The sequence below is a fragment of the Mariniflexile ostreae genome (assembly GCF_042427585.1).
Classification (GTDB): domain Bacteria; phylum Bacteroidota; class Bacteroidia; order Flavobacteriales; family Flavobacteriaceae; genus Pseudalgibacter; species Pseudalgibacter ostreae.
On the sequence record NZ_JBHMFC010000009.1, the window covers coordinates 1 to 19,490 of the forward strand.

General features: G+C 33.8%; 20 protein-coding genes. 11 read left to right on the plus strand and 9 right to left on the minus strand.

The features are described from left to right. The first annotated feature begins 415 nt into the window (after nt 1–415). Both pckA and ACFFU9_RS02695 read left to right on the plus strand, forming a co-directional pair. Nucleotides 416–2,047, plus strand: a complete 1,632-nt coding sequence (gene pckA / locus ACFFU9_RS02690) for a phosphoenolpyruvate carboxykinase (ATP) (RefSeq protein ID WP_379859827.1) — start codon at nt 416–418, stop codon at nt 2,045–2,047. A 120-nt stretch (nt 2,048–2,167) separates the two neighbouring features. Further along, on the plus strand, nt 2,168–2,839 hold the full coding sequence (locus ACFFU9_RS02695; protein ID WP_379859828.1) for a DUF2490 domain-containing protein: 672 nt from the start codon (nt 2,168–2,170) through the stop codon (nt 2,837–2,839). Nucleotides 2,840–3,039: 200 nt separating this feature from the next. Here the strand turns inward: ACFFU9_RS02695 and rlmF are convergent, their stop codons facing one another. The 4 genes from rlmF to ACFFU9_RS02715 form a co-directional block, all read right to left on the minus strand. Then, nucleotides 3,040–3,945, minus strand: coding sequence for a 23S rRNA (adenine(1618)-N(6))-methyltransferase RlmF (gene rlmF / locus ACFFU9_RS02700; RefSeq protein WP_379859829.1), 906 nt, complete (start codon nt 3,943–3,945; stop codon nt 3,040–3,042). Between the two features lie 472 nt (nt 3,946–4,417). Then, nucleotides 4,418–5,302, minus strand: coding sequence for a DUF8428 domain-containing protein (locus ACFFU9_RS02705; RefSeq protein ID WP_379859830.1), 885 nt, complete (start codon nt 5,300–5,302; stop codon nt 4,418–4,420). A gap of 285 nt (nt 5,303–5,587) precedes the next feature. Next, complete coding sequence (gene nudK, locus ACFFU9_RS02710) at nt 5,588–6,172, minus strand: GDP-mannose pyrophosphatase NudK (protein ID WP_379859831.1); 585 nt, start codon at nt 6,170–6,172, stop codon at nt 5,588–5,590. A gap of 588 nt (nt 6,173–6,760) precedes the next feature. Continuing rightward, nucleotides 6,761–7,114, minus strand: coding sequence for a 4Fe-4S dicluster domain-containing protein (locus ACFFU9_RS02715; protein WP_379859832.1), 354 nt, complete (start codon nt 7,112–7,114; stop codon nt 6,761–6,763). Nucleotides 7,115–7,249: 135 nt separating this feature from the next. Here ACFFU9_RS02715 and ACFFU9_RS02720 point away from each other — a divergent pair, with 135 nt between their 5' ends. The 7 genes from ACFFU9_RS02720 to ACFFU9_RS02750 all read left to right on the plus strand — a co-directional run bounded on the left by ACFFU9_RS02720 (nt 7,250) and on the right by ACFFU9_RS02750 (nt 15,254). Then, nucleotides 7,250–8,308, plus strand: a complete 1,059-nt coding sequence (locus ACFFU9_RS02720; protein WP_379859833.1) for an acyl-CoA reductase — start codon at nt 7,250–7,252, stop codon at nt 8,306–8,308. A 119-nt stretch (nt 8,309–8,427) separates the two neighbouring features. Beyond that, entirely contained in the window at nt 8,428–9,492 is a 1,065-nt protein-coding gene (gene serC, locus ACFFU9_RS02725; RefSeq protein ID WP_379859834.1) for a 3-phosphoserine/phosphohydroxythreonine transaminase, read from the plus strand. A 52-nt stretch (nt 9,493–9,544) separates the two neighbouring features. Then, entirely contained in the window at nt 9,545–10,495 is a 951-nt protein-coding gene (locus ACFFU9_RS02730; protein ID WP_379859835.1) for a D-2-hydroxyacid dehydrogenase, read from the plus strand. 189 nt (nt 10,496–10,684) lie between these two features. Then, nucleotides 10,685–11,323, plus strand: coding sequence for a DUF937 domain-containing protein (locus ACFFU9_RS02735; RefSeq protein ID WP_379859836.1), 639 nt, complete (start codon nt 10,685–10,687; stop codon nt 11,321–11,323). A 253-nt stretch (nt 11,324–11,576) separates the two neighbouring features. Next, nucleotides 11,577–12,008 (plus strand): DUF6146 family protein, encoded by a 432-nt coding sequence (locus ACFFU9_RS02740; RefSeq protein ID WP_379859837.1) that lies wholly within the window; start codon nt 11,577–11,579, stop codon nt 12,006–12,008. Nucleotides 12,009–12,043: 35 nt separating this feature from the next. After that, the gene (locus tag ACFFU9_RS02745; RefSeq protein WP_379859838.1) at nt 12,044–12,538 is read left to right on the plus strand and encodes a DUF6787 family protein; all 495 of its coding nucleotides are present in this window, start codon (nt 12,044–12,046) and stop codon (nt 12,536–12,538) included. Nucleotides 12,539–12,989: 451 nt separating this feature from the next. Beyond that, nucleotides 12,990–15,254 (plus strand): TonB-dependent receptor, encoded by a 2,265-nt coding sequence (locus ACFFU9_RS02750; RefSeq protein WP_379859839.1) that lies wholly within the window; start codon nt 12,990–12,992, stop codon nt 15,252–15,254. 254 nt (nt 15,255–15,508) lie between these two features. Here the strand turns inward: ACFFU9_RS02750 and ACFFU9_RS02755 are convergent, their stop codons facing one another. The 3 genes from ACFFU9_RS02755 to folE are packed head-to-tail and all read right to left on the minus strand — an operon-like array spanning nt 15,509 to nt 16,904. Continuing rightward, on the minus strand, nt 15,509–15,769 hold the full coding sequence (locus tag ACFFU9_RS02755; RefSeq protein WP_379859840.1) for a hypothetical protein: 261 nt from the start codon (nt 15,767–15,769) through the stop codon (nt 15,509–15,511). After that, complete coding sequence (locus ACFFU9_RS02760) at nt 15,766–16,272, minus strand: hypothetical protein (RefSeq protein ID WP_379859841.1); 507 nt, start codon at nt 16,270–16,272, stop codon at nt 15,766–15,768. Before ACFFU9_RS02760 ends, ACFFU9_RS02755 begins: the two co-directional genes overlap by 4 nt. Nucleotides 16,273–16,316: 44 nt before the next feature. Then, nucleotides 16,317–16,904, minus strand: a complete 588-nt coding sequence (gene folE, locus ACFFU9_RS02765) for a GTP cyclohydrolase I FolE (RefSeq protein ID WP_379859842.1) — start codon at nt 16,902–16,904, stop codon at nt 16,317–16,319. Nucleotides 16,905–17,232: 328 nt separating this feature from the next. On the opposite strand from folE, the gene ACFFU9_RS02770 reads away from it, so the two are divergent. Both ACFFU9_RS02770 and ACFFU9_RS02775 read left to right on the plus strand, forming a co-directional pair. Continuing rightward, entirely contained in the window at nt 17,233–17,898 is a 666-nt protein-coding gene (locus ACFFU9_RS02770; protein WP_379859843.1) for an ABC transporter ATP-binding protein, read from the plus strand. Nucleotides 17,899–17,900: 2 nt separating this feature from the next. Continuing rightward, nucleotides 17,901–18,665 carry a TIGR02757 family protein gene (locus ACFFU9_RS02775; RefSeq protein ID WP_379859844.1) on the plus strand — a complete coding sequence of 255 codons (765 nt, stop codon included), beginning with the start codon at nt 17,901–17,903 and terminating at the stop codon, nt 18,663–18,665. A 66-nt stretch (nt 18,666–18,731) separates the two neighbouring features. Here the strand turns inward: ACFFU9_RS02775 and rplI are convergent, their stop codons facing one another. Together rplI and rpsR are read right to left on the minus strand one after the other, a co-directional pair. Next, entirely contained in the window at nt 18,732–19,178 is a 447-nt protein-coding gene (gene rplI, locus ACFFU9_RS02780) for a 50S ribosomal protein L9 (RefSeq protein ID WP_379859845.1), read from the minus strand. 13 nt (nt 19,179–19,191) lie between these two features. Next, nucleotides 19,192–19,488, minus strand: a complete 297-nt coding sequence (gene rpsR, locus ACFFU9_RS02785; protein WP_379859846.1) for a 30S ribosomal protein S18 — start codon at nt 19,486–19,488, stop codon at nt 19,192–19,194. Between the last annotated feature and the right edge of the window lie 2 nt (nt 19,489–19,490).

The following is a 19,490-nucleotide window of genomic DNA, read 5'->3' on the forward strand; positions in this document are numbered from 1 at the left end:
CAAAAAAATTAGAGGAAAACCACAAGCTAAATTAGCTTTTAAAACAGACTTATTTTCTTGATAGAGTCAAAATAAATCCCTGTTAATAGGGCTTAACAAGTAGTCTTAGCTAATATTTAAAAACTTTCGGATGGGAGTGATATTATTTAAAAACACACCACTTATTCAAAGTATGATTTTAATCATGCTTATTGACGCTTAACTCCCTTAATTTTACAAAACATCTTTAAAGCTATTCTGGAATATTAAAATTTGAAAACTATGACATCCTATGATCCATTTAATGTTTCTCATTTTAACAACAACCGTTAGATATTGGTTTGCATAAAAAACACACCTGTATTTAATCCGATACAGAATAATTTAGCCGTTTTTAAATAAAAGACTATCAATACGAACTTTTAAATAAAAAAAAATGAAAGATTCAACAACAACACTTCACAATCCGGATTTCACAATCTACGGATTAAAAAACGAACATGTACATTGGAATTTATCGCCGGAGTCACTTCAAAAAATAACGGTAGATAAAAAAATGGGGAAAGAAACTGTTAATGGGACCCTTGCTGTAAACACTGGTAAATTTACAGGACGCTCACCTCAAGACCGCTTTATTGTAAAAGATGATTACACCAGCGATAAAGTTTGGTGGGGACAAGTAAATAAACCGATTTCATCCGATAACTTTAAAAAATTACATAAAAACGTGTTAGCATATCTTTCGGATAAAGACACGTATGCTAGAGACGCTTATGCGTGTGCAGAACCAAGGTACAGAACCAAGATAAGAGCCATTGTAGAGTTCCCTTGGTCGAGTTTATTTGTTTATAATATGTTTTTAAGACCAACGGAAAAAGAACTGAACGGTTTTAAAGAGGATTGGTTGGTTTTATGTGCTCCAGGGTATGTTTGTCCAAACCCAGAGGCTTATGGCATTAGACAGGGTAACTTTTCAATTATAGATTTTACAGAAAAAACGGTTTTAATTGGTGGCTCGGCTTATACTGGTGAAATAAAAAAGGGTATTTTTTCTGCACTCAATTTAATTTTACCTGTGGAAAAAGAAGTGCTACCCATGCACTGTTCGTCAAATGTTGGAAAAGATGGTGATACTGCTATTTTCTTTGGATTATCGGGAACAGGAAAAACCACTTTATCAGCAGACCCAAAACGAAAATTAATTGGTGATGACGAACACGGTTGGACCAAAGACAATACAGTTTTTAATTTTGAAGGGGGCTGTTATGCTAAGGTGATAGATTTATCTGAAGAGAAAGAGCCGGATATTTTTAGAGCCATAAGACCCGGTGCTTTACTTGAAAATGTTATTTTTAATACGCATAACGAAGTCGATTACATGGATAGCAGCATTACACAAAATACTCGCGTAAGTTACCCTATTTATCATATCGACAACATCCAAGAATCACTTTATGCAAATAACCCAAAAAACATCTTTTTTCTAACCTGTGATGCGTTTGGCGTATTGCCTCCTGTATCAAAACTAACGCCTGGCCAAGCGGCTTACCATTTTATTTCAGGATATACTGCTAAGGTTGCTGGCACAGAAGCAGGCATAACAGAACCCGTACCTTCTTTCTCTGCTTGCTTTGGAGCGCCATTTATGCCACTACATCCTACAGTTTATGGAGAAATGCTAAGCAAAAAAATGTCTGATGCCCATGTAAATGTGTGGTTAATCAATACAGGCTGGAGTGCAGGACCTTACGGTGTGGGGTCGCGTATAAAATTAAAATACACCAGGTCTATGATTACGGCCATCTTAAATGGCGAATTGGACAAAGTAGATTATGAGCAAAACCCAATCTTTGGCTTATTTATGCCTAAATATTGTCCAGGAGTACCGTCAGAAATTTTAGACCCTATGAATACGTGGTTGCAAAAAGGCGCCTATATTGGTAAAGCCATACAACTGGCACATTCCTTTCATTTAAACTTTGAAAAATTTGCAGAGCAGGCTTCTAATCAAATTATGCAGGGCGGCCCTTTAATCGATCAACACCATCACCTGTCGGAAAACATTTAAAGTTCTTATCGCGAATAAAAGGAGCTCAAAAAAAAGGGCTCCTTTTATATTACTTATTTTTTTAAAAAAATCAAACCTTAAAAAATGAATGTCAAGATTTCATTAAATAAAACTAAAATCATGAAGTATTTACTAACAACGCTACTGCTTGTTATTTCTGTATCACACTGCTATTCACAATCACCAGAAGATAAATTGGGCTCTTGGTATATGCTCGATGCCAATCATAGAATTTCAGATAAATTCGGTATTAAAACAGGTGGAGAATTCCGAACCTATGAAGTTTTTGATAACATCAATCTCTTGTTTTATTATGCAGGTGTAAATTATCACTTAAATACAAAAGCTTCTTTTTCGTTAGTTTATGGTTACTTGGATATTGACAAAAGTTATGCTACCTCTGGACAAAGCCATCTTTATGAAAACAGAATATACGAACAGTTCAGCTACAATCATAAAACATCCTTCTTACCCCTAAACCATAGACTAAGGTTGGAGCATCGCTTTATGCATTTTCACCATAACCATACCACCCAGCACAGACTAAGGTATCGTTTAGGCACCAAAATAAAGTTGGATAATTTGTTTTTTATTAACATTAGAAATGAAGTGTTTGCCAATCTTGAAGGGGAGGTTTTTACGGAAAATAGATTCTACACCGCCCTTGGCCTCAATGTATCAAAATCTAGTAATATCCAATTGGGTTACTTAAATCATGAGATAAGCAAATCAAATTTACACCGCTTACAAGTTGGCTTATTCATCAAAACAGATTTTAGAAAAGAAAAGTAAGGCCTTAATTAACTTTAAACATCATATTCATATCCCGAGGTCAGTATTAACTAAAATGACTGACCTTCTAATTTATAAATCTGTTTAAGTTTGCGTTTTTTGGAGCAGCAATCGTTGCTATTTTCAGCGTAAGCTTATTTTAAATCGGCATCTAGGCCCTGCATTTTTATCAAAACAAGAAAAACACCTTTTTTATATTATTATCCAAAAGTTTGAAATGTCCATGCTATAATACGCGACTTTTTATTCCCTTGTTCCATATCTATGGTTTTTATTTTTGTAGCCCCAAGTTTTTCTAAAGAAGCGTAAATTCCTTTTATCAAATCTTTTTTAGAAATCAACGTTGTAAACCAAACGCAGTGGTTTTTATATAGCGAACTTTCAAAAATGTAATTGTGGACAAAAGCTTTTTCACCTCCTTTATACCAGAGTTCATGATGGGTTCCTGAAAAATTCCGAACCACGCTATCGTCTTGCTTATGTAATCCTTTAGTTTTTTTTATGGTTGTTTCCAAAGCTTCGTTTTCAGATTTATAAAATGGCGGATTACAAATGGAAACCGCAAACTTATCCTCTTCCTTTATAATATCTTTGAGTATATGGGAGGAATTTTTTTGATATCTTAAGGTAATAACGTCTTGCAGTAAGTTTTTATTAATAATGTTTTGGGCCTGTTTTAAAGACCCATTATTAATATCTGTTCCCACAAAACTCCAATGATACACGGCATGTCCCAAAAGTGGATAAATACAGCTAGCACCTGTGCCAATATCTAAAACGCTTATGTTCTCCTCTATTTTGGATGATTTAAGCAAATCTGCGATATAGTGGATATATTCCACGCGACCGGGAATAGGAGGACACAGGTTTACATCTGAAAAATCCCAATACTTAATATTATACTCTTTTTTTATCAAGGCCGTATTAAGTGCTTTTACCGCTTTTGGGTCTGCAAAATCAATAGTTTTTTTAAGATAATTATTCTCAAATACATATGCGGACAAACTGGGATGGGCGATGCATAGCACATCTAAATCGTAGCCAGATCTATGTTTATTGTTGGGATGAACATTTGGACTTTTTTTTAAAGTGTTTTTTTTAGCCATCAACTATTTTTTATTTATAACGGTTATTATAATACATTAACATTGAAGTGTTCTACGTATTGTTTTTCTTTTTTCTATTTATCGAAACAAGCTTATTTAAAGCAATGTAACACAAAATAAAATTTGATTCCATAAATATTTAGATTATAAACAGAAACCTAGCTCATAAAGAGATTCTCGGTTTACTTAAAATAGAAATAGACGCCTTTATAAAAGCATAAAAACCAAAAACCTAATCCTAAAAAAACCTAGGTTATTTCGCTTCTAAAACATTTAGGTCTCCTAAATTTTACCATATATAAACGCTTACCATGAGTTAATATGGTTTTTGGAGATTAACCTACACATTGTATATAACGATAAGATAAGGCTAGGAGTTTCATATTATACAAAATCATAACCTTCTAAAACAAACCCATAAAAAAGCCCGAAAACAAATATTCTCGGGCTTACACTTTACTATTTCACTTGTTTATTTCAATCTAAACTCTGCTGTTGCAACCAAATCCTTTTCATTAAAAACATTTACAATATACCGACCTTCAATAAAATCAGCATCATTTTTATTGGACACAAACTCACAAATATTCAAGTTTTTGTTTTCGTAATTAAACTTACTTATAATACTATAATTAAGCGTCATATCATCAAACTGTACTTGAGCATTAGCACCTACAATATTATTCTGAGGATTTATAACCTGAACATACAGTTCTTGATCACCTGCCTGAACCAGTCTGTTTTTGGGCACTGTAAAACATACTCTAATCTTGTCTACGCGTCTGCCTCGTTCGGTAGGGATCAGTTTTCCAGACGTTCTTTCTATAACGCCAAATCCTTTTAGATCAACAGCACCTAAAACGGCGGCATTTTTAACCACTTCTGCCAAAGCTGTATTTTGCACCAATAAAGAATCTGTAAAGATGGAGCGCTCTTCCAAACGAATACGGGTGCTATCTAAAGAAGTGGACAAGTATGTGTTCTCTACCCTTAATGAATCGTTAAGCTTTAGCAACGCATCCATTTCCAGTTTTAAGGAATTATATCTTTGTTTATATTTCCATAAGCTTTTAACATTGGTATCTGATATTTTTAAAGAGTCTATTAGTTGTTGAATACGGGCTCTAGATTCTATTAAATCTGTATTTGCTACCTTATTTTCGCTAATAGCTACATCATATTGCTTTGCCATTGCGTTTAAATCATTCATAACCAATTGTTTCTCTTCACTTAAATCTTTTTCTACTTTCTGAGAGTTAGTGTACAAATTCATGGTATAGAAACCGGTTGCTAAAAAAAGAACCAAAGCGATGCCCAAAGCCACTTTTAATCCTGTGTTACTTTTATTATTATCCATAATTGTTGTTTTTTTATTGGTTTAAGTGAGTTATTAATATTTTAAGGCCATAAAGATATACTATTCTGGCAATTGATATATATACGATTCATTTATTAAATTAGATCTTCATTTATTTGAAATAGATTAAAAAAATCTATTCAAATAAAACAAAATCTTAAATACATTAAAAAGCACGTTTACAGCATAATTACAAACCTCATATTTATAAGAACACGTGTGTTTTATAGATGTCATTAAAAGTCTAATCAGTATGGTTCCTGACTGCTAATTTACAAAACTTCTTTATTTTAGTAAATTATGGAGCTGTGCATATTGCAACAATATAATGGTTCTCACATCATTTATTTTTCCAGAATCTAACAGCGTTACCGCCTCTGTAAAGGGAAGCTCCAACACTTCAATGTCTTCGTGTTCGGTAGCTACTCCACCCCCATCGTTCACTTTCATATCATCTGTGTATTCTCCAATAAAAAAATACATTTTTTCCGTCATAACTCCTGGTGAGGTATAGGCTTCAAACACTTTTTTCACTTCTTTTAATCGATACCCCACTTCTTCTTCAGTTTCTCTAATAATACACGCTTCTGGGTTATCCTTATCAAGCATTCCTGCACAGATTTCAATTAAAAAGCCATCCCCATTACCATTCATAAAAGTGGGCATTCTAAACTGTTTTGTCAAAATAACGGTTTGTTTTCTTTTGTTATACAACAATATCCCTGCACCATCGCCCCTATCATAAACCTCTCTCATTTGACGAACCCATTCCTCATTATGCATTTGATAATCAAACGTCATTTTTTTTAGCACATAATAATGGTCTGAAAGGATTTTCTCTTCAATGTTTTTAATATGTTTATATACCATACATAATGTTTTTTTTGTGATATTATTTTATCAAGTCGGGCCTTGTTTAATGCTTTGTTCTAAAAGACTTATATTTCTAAAAAGGGGGACTTCTTTTATAGGCGCTGAAAGTAATATCTTTATCTTACTTCATTATCTTTTAAATGTAATAAAAAGCAGCACAGGCACAATATTACCAAATAATAGCCTCTTTATGAAAGATAAAGAATACAAAATCGATACTTTTTTGTTATTTAATATTATTTTTTAATTCAATTAAAGTATCTTTGATAGGCTACACCTCTGATTATAACTATTTTAAATGCGACATAGCCACTTTATAACAAGCGATACATACTTAGTTACACAATACCAACTGGTAACAGGATTGTTTATCGTGGTATGTCTATGTTTCATTCTTTTAATTTTAGGAATCCGGAAACATTATTTACTAAAAAAAGAAAATCGCCGCTTAAACGAACTCCACAAACCTCATAATGAAGACGCTATATCAACCTATAAAAAACAGCTTAAACAAATAGAGAAATAAAAAAATCCCAAACAAAAGCTCGGGATTTTATATTTTTTAATGACTTGCTTGCTGGACAACTAGCCCTCTGGATGCATAAAGCGCTGTTTTGCAAGAAGCTCCTCTTCTGTTTCTACAACATCGTCATCTGGAACACAACAGTCTACGGGGCATACTGCAGCACACTGCGGTTCATCATGAAAACCTTTACATTCGGTACATTTATCTGGAACAATATAGTAAATCTCGTCACTTATTGGTTCTTGGGCTTCGTCTGCATCCACTTCGTCACCGTTGGTCAACACCACTTTCCCACTCAGGCTCGTACCATCTTTATAGCGCCAATCATCTGCGCCTTCATAAATTGCGGTATTTGGACATTCAGGTTCGCAGGCCCCACAATTTATACATTCGTCTGTTATTATAATTGCCATCGCGTATTTTTAGTTTTAATTTATAAGTTTTTTAAACTTTTAATAAAAACAAGTTAATAAAAACTGCATTCATTACATTTTTATAACTTTGCTTTCGCAAAAATAACGCCAAAACCTTTCATAACCAAATTCCGAATGGATTTACAACAAAGAATTACCGCATTCTCAAATTTAGGAACTTTTTTAGGGCAATTTTCCAACCAAATTATTGAGAAAAAAGAAAATATTCTTCATAATGATTTTTTCTTTGATGGATTTAAACATCAACTAAAGCTCGCTCAAGAAAACAATAATTGGTTTACACAGGAAAATATATTGTTTGCTATTGAAGGCTGGCACAAACTGCTTACATATGAAAACATTTCGACTTGGCTGGCTCGGTACCAAATGCCTGAGCCCAACCCTAAAAAAATCGCCATTATTATGGCAGGGAACATTCCTTTAGTAGGATTTCACGATTTTTTATCGGTATTGATCAGTGGACATTATGTTATTGTAAAACAAGCTTCCAGCGACAAACACTTATTGCCTTTTTTAGCAAAATATCTAGAGTATGTTGCTCCAGAACTTAAAGGGCGTATCACCTTTACCGAAGACAAACTAGAGACTTTTGATGCGGTTATAGCTACGGGAAGCAATAATACAGCAAGGTATTTTGAGTACTATTTTAAAAATAAACCATCCATTATCAGACATAACAGAAACTCTGTTGCTGTTTTAACAGGACATGAAACCCATGAGGAACTTCAGGGCTTAGCTGAAGATGTTTTTAGATATTACGGTTTAGGATGCCGAAATGTATCTAAGCTTTATGTTCCTAGAGACTATAATTTCAATGCTTTTTTCGAGGCCATGTACCACTGGCACCCTATTATTGATACTGCTAAATATGCTAATAATTATGACTATAATAAAGCCGTATACTTAATGAGCGAATATGATATGCTGGAAAACGGATTTTTAATGATAAAAGAGGACCGAAGTTTTTCCTCGCCTATTGCAACCGTGTTTTATGAATATTATAATTCTGAAAACGAATTAAAAGAAGTCCTTGCCGCAGAAAAACATAACATCCAATGCGTAGTGGCTAAAGGTTTTGACGATAACGAAATCACTTTTGGAAACACTCAAAAACCAGAACTATGGGATTATGCTGATGGAATAGATTCTATTTCTTTTTTAATAAAACTTTAGTAAAAAAAATATGGATTTTATACCCATAATTATACAATAAATTAGCAACTTTGCATCCTTAATTAACAAATTTGCGTATTTTTTAGCAATTTTGAACCTTATTAATTCTATAATAAAACATGAAAAAACATAACTTTAGTGCAGGACCTAGTATTTTACCACAAGAGGTATTAAATAAAGCTTCAGAAGCTGTTCTTGATTATAACGGTAGCGGCTTATCTTTAATCGAAATATCACACAGAAGTAAAGATTTTGTTGATATTATGGATAGAGCGAGAGCTTTAGTTTTAGAATTATTGGGCTTAGAAGGCAAAGGATACCAAGCATTATTTTTACAAGGTGGTGCAAGCACACAGTTTCTAATGGTTGCCATGAACCTTTTAGAAAAAAAAGCAGGTTATTTAAATACAGGTGCTTGGAGTGAAAAAGCGATAAAAGAAGCAAAGGTTATCGGTGATATTTATGAGGTTGCTTCTTCAAAAGATGCTAATTTCAATTATATTCCTAAAGGCTTTGAAATCCCTTCAGGATTAGATTACCTTCATTGTACCTCCAATAATACTATTTTTGGAACGCAAATGAAATCTTTTCCAAAAACAGACAGCCCTTTAGTGTGCGATATGAGTAGTGATATTTTTTCTCGCCAATTAGATTTTAGCCAATTTGGTTTAATTTATGCTGGTGCTCAAAAAAACATGGGACCTGCTGGTACAACCCTTGTAGTAGTAAGAGAAGATATTTTAGGAAAAGTATCTCGTACCATCCCTTCTATTTTAGATTACAAAAAACATATTGCTAGTGACAGTATGCTAAATACTCCTCCTGTTTTTCCTGTTTACACATCTTTATTGACATTAGAATGGCTAAAAAGCGTTGGTGGTATCGCGGGCATCGAACAAGAGAATGAGAAAAAAGCGCGATTGATGTATTCTGAAATTGATTTGAACCCTTTATTTAAAGGATTCGCAACTAAAGAGGATCGTTCTTTTATGAATGCAACATTCACTTTAGAAAAAGAAAGCTTAAAAGAAACTTTTGCAAGCATGCTTAAAGAGGCTGGTATTAGCGGTGTTAATGGCCATAGAAGTGTTGGAGGTTATAGAGCATCTATGTACAATGCTTTACCTATAGAGAGCGTAAAAGCACTTGTAGAGGTTATGAGCGAGTTAGAAAGCAAAGCTTAAAATAATATAAAAAAAATTTCCTCCTTTGAGGAAATAACTAAATTTTTTTTCAATGAAAGTATTAGCAAACGATGGTATTTCAAATAGCGGTATTGAAGCTCTTGAAAAAGGCGGATATGAAGTATTCACAGTAACCGTAGCACAAGAACAACTTAAGGACTATATCAATAAAAACAACATTGATGTTTTATTGGTGCGCAGTGCCACACAGGTACGCAAAGATATTATTGATGGTTGTCCAGATTTAAAAATTATAGGACGTGGTGGCGTTGGTATGGATAATATCGATGTCGAGTACGCCAAGGAAAAAGGACTTCACGTTATAAATACACCAGCATCCTCTTCCCATTCTGTTGCAGAATTAGTTTTTGGCCATTTTTATGGTTTAGCTCGTTTTTTACATAATTCCAATAGAGATATGCCTTTAGAAGGTGATGCCAATTTTGGAAAGTTAAAGAAAGCCTATGCTAAAGGTACAGAGCTTAAAGGAAAAACTTTGGGGGTTTTAGGTTTTGGACGTATTGGTCAAGCCACCGCAAAAGTAGCTTTAGGCGCCGGAATGAAGGTTATCGCTTTTGATCCATTTTTAGAAAATGCAAATTTAGAATTAGATTTCTTTGATGGGCAAAAAGTAAGCTTCAACATTAAAACCATTTCTAAAGAAGAGGTTTTAAAACAGTCTGATTTTATCACGTTACACGTTCCTGCACAAAAAGATTACGTTATTGGTGAAGCCGAATTCAATATGATGAAAGATGGTGTTATTATAGCGAATGCTGCAAGAGGTGGTGTTATTGATGAAATGGCTCTTGTTAAAGCAATCGAAAATGGTAAAGTTGCCCGTGCTGCTTTAGATGTTTTTGAAAAAGAACCAAAACCAGAAATCCAATTATTAATGAATCCTGCTTTATCTTTAACACCTCATACAGGTGCTGCAACTAACGAAGCTCAAGATAGAATTGGTACAGAACTAGCAGAACAGATTATCAGTATTTTAGGATAAAAAAACTTAAGCGCAATAAGAAAGCCCCTCCCCAAATGGAGGGGCTTTCTTATTTTCAGAAAATTAGAGTTTTCAATAAAATACAGTTAAAATAATATATTTAAGCTTCTAAATATATAAAAAGAAAGGTTTTTTTTGTAAATTGAACGGATGTTCCATTTTTAAACAAATTATTAAAAACATAAAAGCATGTCAGGAATTTTAGATTTATTAAATAGTGATATGGGCAAAGCTCTCATCAGCGGTGTGTCCAATCAAACCAATCAGCCTCAGAATAAAACACAAGATGTTTTAACCATGGCCTTACCCGTATTAATGCAAGCCATGAAACGCAACGCTTCAACCCCTCAAGGCGCAGAGGGTTTATTAAATGCTATAAACAGTAGCAAACATGATGGTGGCATTTTAAATAGTCTTGGTGGTTTGTTCTCCGGAGGTGTAGACGCTAAGGTTATGGACGACGGCAGTAAAATATTAGGACATGTTTTGGGCGGAAAACAACAGCATGTAGAAAATGCTTTAAGTCAAAAATCAGGAATAGACGCTAGTTCTATTTCCCAAATACTAAAAGTTGCTGCACCTATTTTAATGGGCGTTTTAGGCAACCAGGCCAAGCAACAAAAGGTAGATAGCCCAAGCGGATTAGAAGGTTTACTAGGAGGCTTACTACAAGGCAACTCTGCCGGACAGGAGCAAAGTTTCTTAGAATCTATTTTGGATGCAGATGGCGACGGAAGCGTTATTGATGATGTGGCGGGTATGGTACTTGGTGGCGATAAAAAGAAAGGCGGACTTGGTGGTATGCTAGGCGGTCTTTTTGGAAAGTAAAATGTTTTTTAAAAACCAAAAACATATAGCATCAAGCAAAAAAGTTTGATGCTATTTTTGTTAAAAACATTAGTATTCTATCCCCTTTAAAATCATTTTTGTAACTTTAAATAACAATATGATGATGCGCTTATAGGCTTTGTTCTTTTTCCACAACCATCGAAGCAATTAGCAAATTGATAGTATTAGTTTTAACACAACACCCTACATTCTGTTTTTTTATCAGCTACACCCTTTAAAACTAAAAATGCTTATGAAAACATTTCTTTATATCGTATTGGTTTTTAGCGTTGTGATGGGCTGTCATACTTCAAAAAAAACAAGTACAGATGAACGTTTAGGAAACACAAAACAGAAAGACACTGTTAAAATTGTAAATGAAGATTTAGAGTATGAAATCATTATTATTGATCCTGGTTTTAGTACTTGGTTATTAAGTCAGGCAAAGCCGGAAGGCTTTTATTCGCAATCCTATTTAGAAAACAGAAATAAAGTTTATGTAACCGAATGGAATCAACGTGTACAACAACCACAGCGCTACGACCCTAATTTATATGAATTAAGCATTGATTACAAGTCAAGCATAGATTATGGCTACGAAGTTAATTATAAGCTTTATAATTACTTTATTTACTTTCAAATAAGCCACAACCAAAGATTAGGGCCATTTGATCCAAGAATTTGAAACACTTTAACTATTTTTGCATCCAAATTAGAATTTTGAAGACATTTAAAGATAATTGGGACATTAAAAAGAACTGGCAACTAGTCTTTCCTTTTCTAGGCATAGTGGCTTTAGGATATTCTGCTTACAGATTGTCCTATGTGTTCTTAAGAGACTCCCCTATTGCTTATACGTTACTTTTAACAACCGTTCTGTTTTTCGTATTCCTAAAATTAGTGCTTTTTATTTTCAAAAAGTTAGAAAAAAAATGGCCTGTTACATACCGATGGGAACTGATTAGCATATTCTTGGTTTTTGCCATAACAGGCTCTTCTTCCGTTTTTATAGGAAAACCATTAATAAAATTAGCGGGTATTAATAAAGAAAATCTTCATATTGTAGCCTACTGGGTTCTTTATACCCTTATCGGTTTTATTTTTTATCAGGTTTTATTGGTTTTAATTGGTTGGCTTTTTGGGCAATACAGGTTTTTCTGGGATTTTGAAAAGAAAATGCTCCGTAGAATCGGTTTAAAACGATTTATAGATTAGTGGAAAACCTCAAAACCCATAGCATTTTTAGAGCCATAGCCTTCTGCCTAGCGATAGCTATTTTGATACCTGTTGTTGTTAAATCTGCTCATATTTTTACACATCAAGACCATAAAGTCTGTCTTGATAACTCCACCACACATTTTCATGAATTTGATATCGATTGTGACTTTTATAAATTCAAAATAAGCAACAATGCTACCTTTACTTTTATAAGTTATAACTTTTTTAGTCCACAACTGGTAAGCTCAAAGATCATATCACATTACATCTTTTTAAGCAAATACCAACGCTTACACTTCTCTTTACGGGGTCCTCCTACACAAGTTTAATTTTTTCAAAATACGCCGAATATTCATATCGGCTTTTCTTAAATCATTAAACTAAAGTCTGCTTTACAAGAAGGTATTTTAAGCCTATCTATATAAGTGGAAACACAAACACATATACAATGAAATTATTATTTAAAATTTTGCTTTTATTAGCAATCACTCCTATATATTCGCAAAATTCAATACACGGTGTCATTACAGATAGTAATACAAAAGCACCTATTGTTTATGCAAACATCTATATCCCAGCTGTTGAAAAAGGAACAATGTCTCATGAAAAAGGAGATTTTACAATCGACAACCTTCCTCCTGGCAAATATGAAGTTCTTTTTTCTATTATAGGCTATCAAACCAAATCCATTACTATTAAAATTCCTTTTGAAGAGCATCTACATCTTAGCTTATCGCCATCATTTATTGAAATGAAAGACATTATCATTTCTACACCCTTTCATAAATTACAACGCGATAATGTTATGAAGGTCGAACAGGAAAATATTAAAAATTTAAAAGCCGGCGGCGCAGTTACTTTAGCAGAAGGTATTGCCAATATTCCTGGAGTAGAAAGCCTTACTACAGGCCTAGGTATTGGAAAACCCGTTATTAGAGGCCTAAGTTCCAATCGTGTTTTGGTATATGCTCAAGGTGTCCGATTGGAAAATCAACAATTTGGTGCCGAACATGGCTTGGGGATCAATGATGCTGGAGTAGAAAGTATTGAAGTTATTAAAGGTCCTGCCTCCCTACTTTACGGAAGTGATGCTCTTGGCGGCGTGCTATACGTTAATCCAGAGCGTTTTTCGCAAAGCAATAGTACCACTGGAGATGTTGCCGCCAATTACTTTAGTAACACGGAGGGGGTTACTACAAGTGCAGGGGTTAAATCATCTACAGAAACGTTTAAATTTTTATTTAGAGGAAGTACAGCGTCCCATTCAGATTATAAAACCGATGCCTACCGCGTTACAAATACCCGTTTTAATGAACAGGATTTTAAAGCAGGAATAGGGTATCAAAATAAAGGCTTCACTACAGAATTTCGATATAATGTAAATGTTTCTGACTTAGGAATACCTATAACTACAGGAATCGGGCAAGGTGGTGAACAATCTAAAAATAGAACACCATTATTACCCTTTCAAAATATTACAAATCATGTACTAAGTTCAAAATCGACCATATTTTTTAACAAATCCCGGTTGGATATTAACTTAGGGTATATTTACAATGACCGCAAAGAATTTGAAACCCCTCACGACCATGATGACCACGACCATGATGACCACCATGATCATGAAGAACATGAAGAGGAGCATGAACATGAGGCATATGGCACCTTAGACCCTGCCTTACACATGAAGCTAAAAACAGCCAATTACGATATTAAATATAATTTGCCAAAGTTAGGAAAATTAGAAACTATTTTTGGTGTTCAAGGCATGAACCAAATAAACACCAATTATGGTGACGAACAATTAATTCCTAATGCCAGAACGAATGATATTGGCATTTTAGCGACCTCCCATATTCATTTTGAAAAAGCCGATATGCAATTGGGTATCCGTTTTGATAATAGAACCATTGATGTAAATTCAGACTTCAACAAAAGCTTCAACAGCTTTAATGCCGCAGCTGGTGTAAAAACCAATATTGCAAAATATATTACCGCACGAGTAAATTTAGCCAGTGGTTTTCGAGCACCAAATTTAGCCGAACTCAAATCCTATGGAACGCACGAAGGCACCAACCGCTTTGAAATAGGAAATGAAACATTAAAAAGTGAACAAAATTTACAAGCTGATGTCGCATTAGAATACACGAACGAGCATCTGGAAGTTTTCGCAAACGTATTTTACAACACGATTAAAAACTACATTTACCTATCTCCAAATGGCGAGATTATAAAAAATGTTCCTGTTTATGAGTATTTTCAAAACAATGCTCACTTATACGGAGGAGAATTTGGTATTCATGTTCACCCCCACCCTATGGATTGGCTTCATGTCGAGTCAAACTTTGAAATGGTTACAGGAAAACAAAACAACGATGATTATCTGCCGCTAATTCCTGCACACACTTTAAGCAATATGATTCGTGTAGAATTTAATAAAAAATGGTTAGAAAAAAGCTATGCTTTTGTAAAGCTAAAAACCACTTTCCAACAAAATAAACTAGGTGCATTTGAGACCAGCACAAAAGATTATAGTTTATTAAGCGCGGGTTTTGGTAGTACTCTCAGGCTTTTTAAAAAGGATTTATTACTTAGTATCTCAGGAAACAATTTAACGAACAAAACATATGTTAATCATTTATCGAGGTTAAAATCTGATGGCATTTTTAATATAGGACGGAATATTAGTATAGGATTTACATATACGCTATGATAAACAAGCGCCTTACTTTTTATGAGTAAGCTAGAATACGCTTATTTAATGGGTTATTTAACAAACATAAACACGTTGTTGAGTAACCCATTTTTAGATGCCTAACTTAGAATTATACTCCGTTTTAAACATGGTTAGATTTGAAGTTTTAAAAAACAATAAAAAAAGGATAGCACCTGAAGCTAGAGAAGCATAACACAATACAATTTCAATAATGTTATCTAAATACCGAAGTAAATTAGCCTATAAAACCTCTATTGCTTCTTAAAGACATAGGTGTAAAGCCACATCAGCGTAAAAGAAGGAATCACATCAAAACCAGGAAGCGCTTCTTCAACAAACGCGATAACACCTGCTATTTTTCCCGCTTTCCCTTTGTAAAGCCTTGTCATTAACCAACCCGAAATGGGTGCCCAAACGATATCGGTAAATTCGCCAATACCCGGTATAATATAAGAGAGATATCCAATGGCATCAAATAAAATCCCGAATCCTAATTTTGTGTATTTATTCATTCGTTACAAAACCATTCGTTAAAACATGTCATCTTATTTAGATTTTTAAAATATTCTATTTTTTCAGAATCCGTATTAACAGACCAAGCCTTTTTAATATTCTGGATTTGAAGACTATCCGTTTTATCAACTATCGCAATGAAACTTTCATCCAAACTATTTTTAACGCTACAATAACCAATAGTGACAAACTCGTTTTTATTCCTTTTAGGTAGTATTAAGGTGTCCAAAATTTTATAAATCCTATTTAAAAGACCATCGTAAGAAATACGATTAAATAGTATTAGGTTATTTATAGTATCCCTTAAATGTAAAATACCATATTTTGCTTCGGTATCAGCTTCGTCAATAACGGTATCACTGACTTTAAAGTAATTAGAAAATTTATCAATCTGATCTATATCCACAAACTCCATTCCAATCATAGAGTTATAATCGTATGTTGTTTTATTGGCGCAATTAACTAAAAAAACAGATGTTAAAGCAAAAATAAAATTTCTCATATAAAAAGTTTCTAATTATTAGAATAACAAGAAATGTACCAAAATCATTTTCCAATAAGTTTCAAAAACTCATTTCTGGTCTCGATTTTTTCAAATTGTCCTCTAAAACCAGAAGTAGTCGTTAACGAATTTTGTTTCTGTACCCCACGCATCATCATGCACATATGCGATGCTTCAATAACCACCGCAACGCCTTGTGGCTGTAAGGTATCGTTAATACAGTCTAAAATTTGTTCTGTTAAACGCTCTTGTACTTGCAAGCGTCTGGCAAAAACATCAACAATTCGAGCTAATTTACTCAAGCCCACAATCTGTCCGTTAGGGATATAGGCCATATGGGCTTTACCAAAAAAAGGTAAAACATGGTGTTCGCAAAGGGAATATAATTCAATATCCTTTACAATTACCATTTCGTTATAAGACTCCTTAAACATAGCACTTTTAAGAATTTCTACAGGATCTTGATCATAGCCTTGCGTTAAGAATTGCATGGCCTTGGCGGCACGTTCAGGTGTTTTTATAAGGCCATCCCGCTCTGTATCTTCACCCAAATCCTCAATAATACTTTTATAGCTATTTTTAATATCCTCAGTCACCTGTAAATCGTACTCTTCAAACTGTTTATATAACATGCTGTATGGTGTTTTTTAAAAGAATTAAAGCTTATTAGTAACAGAAAACAGTTAACCCTTATGTTTTATGCAAAGTTATTTTAAAACATATTAATTAGGCTATATTTTAACTAAAAAACAAATAGCATAAGCACTTTAATCCACTAAAATAAAGTTACTTATAAAACACAAGCAAAAAAATATAATGCTAAAGAAATTACAAAGATAAAACAGGTCTAAATACTATGCATTTTTAAGTAAATAGAGAAAGTCAAGATCAGTTGCTTGTATAGTAATTTACAAAGTATTAATTTCAGCCTTTCTAGCACATTTAATCCTTATTAAATTGATGATAAAAGCACAAAACATACATAAATATTACAGCGAACTTCACGTTTTAAAAGGTGTGGAACTTCAAATTAACAAAGGAGAGGTGGTCTCTATTGTTGGAGCTTCGGGCGCAGGAAAAACCACTTTGCTACAGATATTAGGCACTTTAGATCGTGCTTCTGCAAAAGACCGTTATAACTTAACTATTAACGGTGTAAATGTGGGCACATTAAATGATAAGGCATTGGCAAAATTCAGAAATGAAAACATTGGTTTTATTTTTCAGTTCCACCAATTGTTACCAGAATTTACGGCCATTGAAAACGTATGCTTACCCGCTTTTATTAAAGGAACAAAAAAAGCAGATGCCGAAAAGCGCGCCAAAGAACTTCTTGATTTTCTAGGACTCTCCCACCGTTACCAGCACAAGCCCAGTGAGCTATCGGGAGGGGAACAGCAGCGCGTCGCCGTAGCGAGGGCCCTTATTAACAATCCCGATTTAATTTTTGCTGATGAACCCTCTGGCAATTTAGATACCGCGTCTGCCGAGAATCTACATAGTCTGTTTTTTAAATTACGTGATGAATTTGGCCAGACTTTTGTAATCGTAACCCATAATGAAGAATTAGCCAATTTAGCGGATAGAAAGCTGGTTATGGTTGATGGGAAAATTGTTAATCAATAATTTTGAAAACATCAGAGCTTAAAGAATTTTTAGAGGCCAAAACCTATCAATATAACAATCCAGATTTTATTGAGAGCGACCCTATTCAAATTCCCCATCAATTCCATATAAAAGAAGACATTGAAATATCGGGGTTTCTTTCGGCTACCATCGCTTGGGGCAATAGAAAAAGCATCATCAACAATGCCAAACGCATGATGGATCTACTTGATAATGCCCCTTATGATTTTATAAAAAACCATACAGAAACCGATTTAGAAAAACTGCATCCCTTTGTTCATCGCACATTTAATGGAGATGATTTTATTCAGTTTATAAAATCATTACACCATATTTATAAAAACCACAATGGTTTAGAGGCTGTTTTTCTAAAGCATGCTGAAAAGGATTCGCTCCAGAAGTCTATTTCAAACTTTAAAAGCACTTTTTTTGAAATAGAGCATTTGCCCAGAACACAAAAACACGTTAGCGATCCTTTAAAAAATTCTGCCGCAAAACGTATTAACATGTTTTTACGCTGGATGGTTCGACATGACAATGCAGGCGTAGACTTTGGCATTTGGACTCGTTTAGATCCTAAACAATTGTCTTGCCCTTTAGATGTACACTCTGGAAATGTAGCCCGTAAATTAGGTTTGCTTAATCGTAAACAAAATGATGGTAAAGCCCTTTTAGAATTAGATACGGCTTTAAGAAAATTAGATGCCAAAGATCCAGTAAAATACGATTTTGCCTTATTTGGTTTAGGTGTGTTTGAAGGGTTTTGAAAAAACAAGGCACAAAAAAACCTGATAATTAATATCAGGTTTTTTATTTTACTTTATGAATTAGCATTAACTTGCTTGTGCAATAACCTCAAATTCTAAATCAACCACTACATCTCTGTGTAAACGTATTACGGCGTTGTATTTGCCTAAACGTTTAACAACAGTAACTGTAATGTATTTCTTATCAATTGATTGCCCTTCTTTAGCTAAAGCTTCAGCAACATCGCTATTGTTTATAGATCCAAATAATTTGTCTCCAGAACCTACTTTAGCAGGTATCTTAATATCTAAAGCTTTTATGGCTTCAGCCACTTTATTAGCATCGTCAACTACTTTCTTTTCTTTAAAAGCTCTTTGCTTTAAGTTTTCGGCCAATACTTTTTTAGCAGATACTGTTGCTAAAATAGCACTTCCTTGAGGAATTAAAAAATTTCTACCATAACCGTTCTTAACTGTTACAACATCGTCTTTAAATCCTAAGTTTTCAACGTCTTGTTTTAATATAAGTTCCATTGTTATCGGTATTTTATTTTAATAAATCTGCCACATAAGGCATTAATGCTAAGTGACGTGCTCTTTTTACAGCAACAGATACTTTTCTTTGGTACTTTAAAGAAGTTCCTGTTAAGCGTCTTGGTAAAATTTTACCTTGTTCGTTTACAAAACCTAATAACCAGTCTGCATCTTTATAATCTACATACTTAATTCCAGATTTTTTGAAACGACAATATTTCTTTTGCTTATTGGTATCGATATTTAACGGTGTTAAATATCTGATTTCGCCGTCTTTTTTACTTTTCGATTGTTGTTCTATAGATGACATAA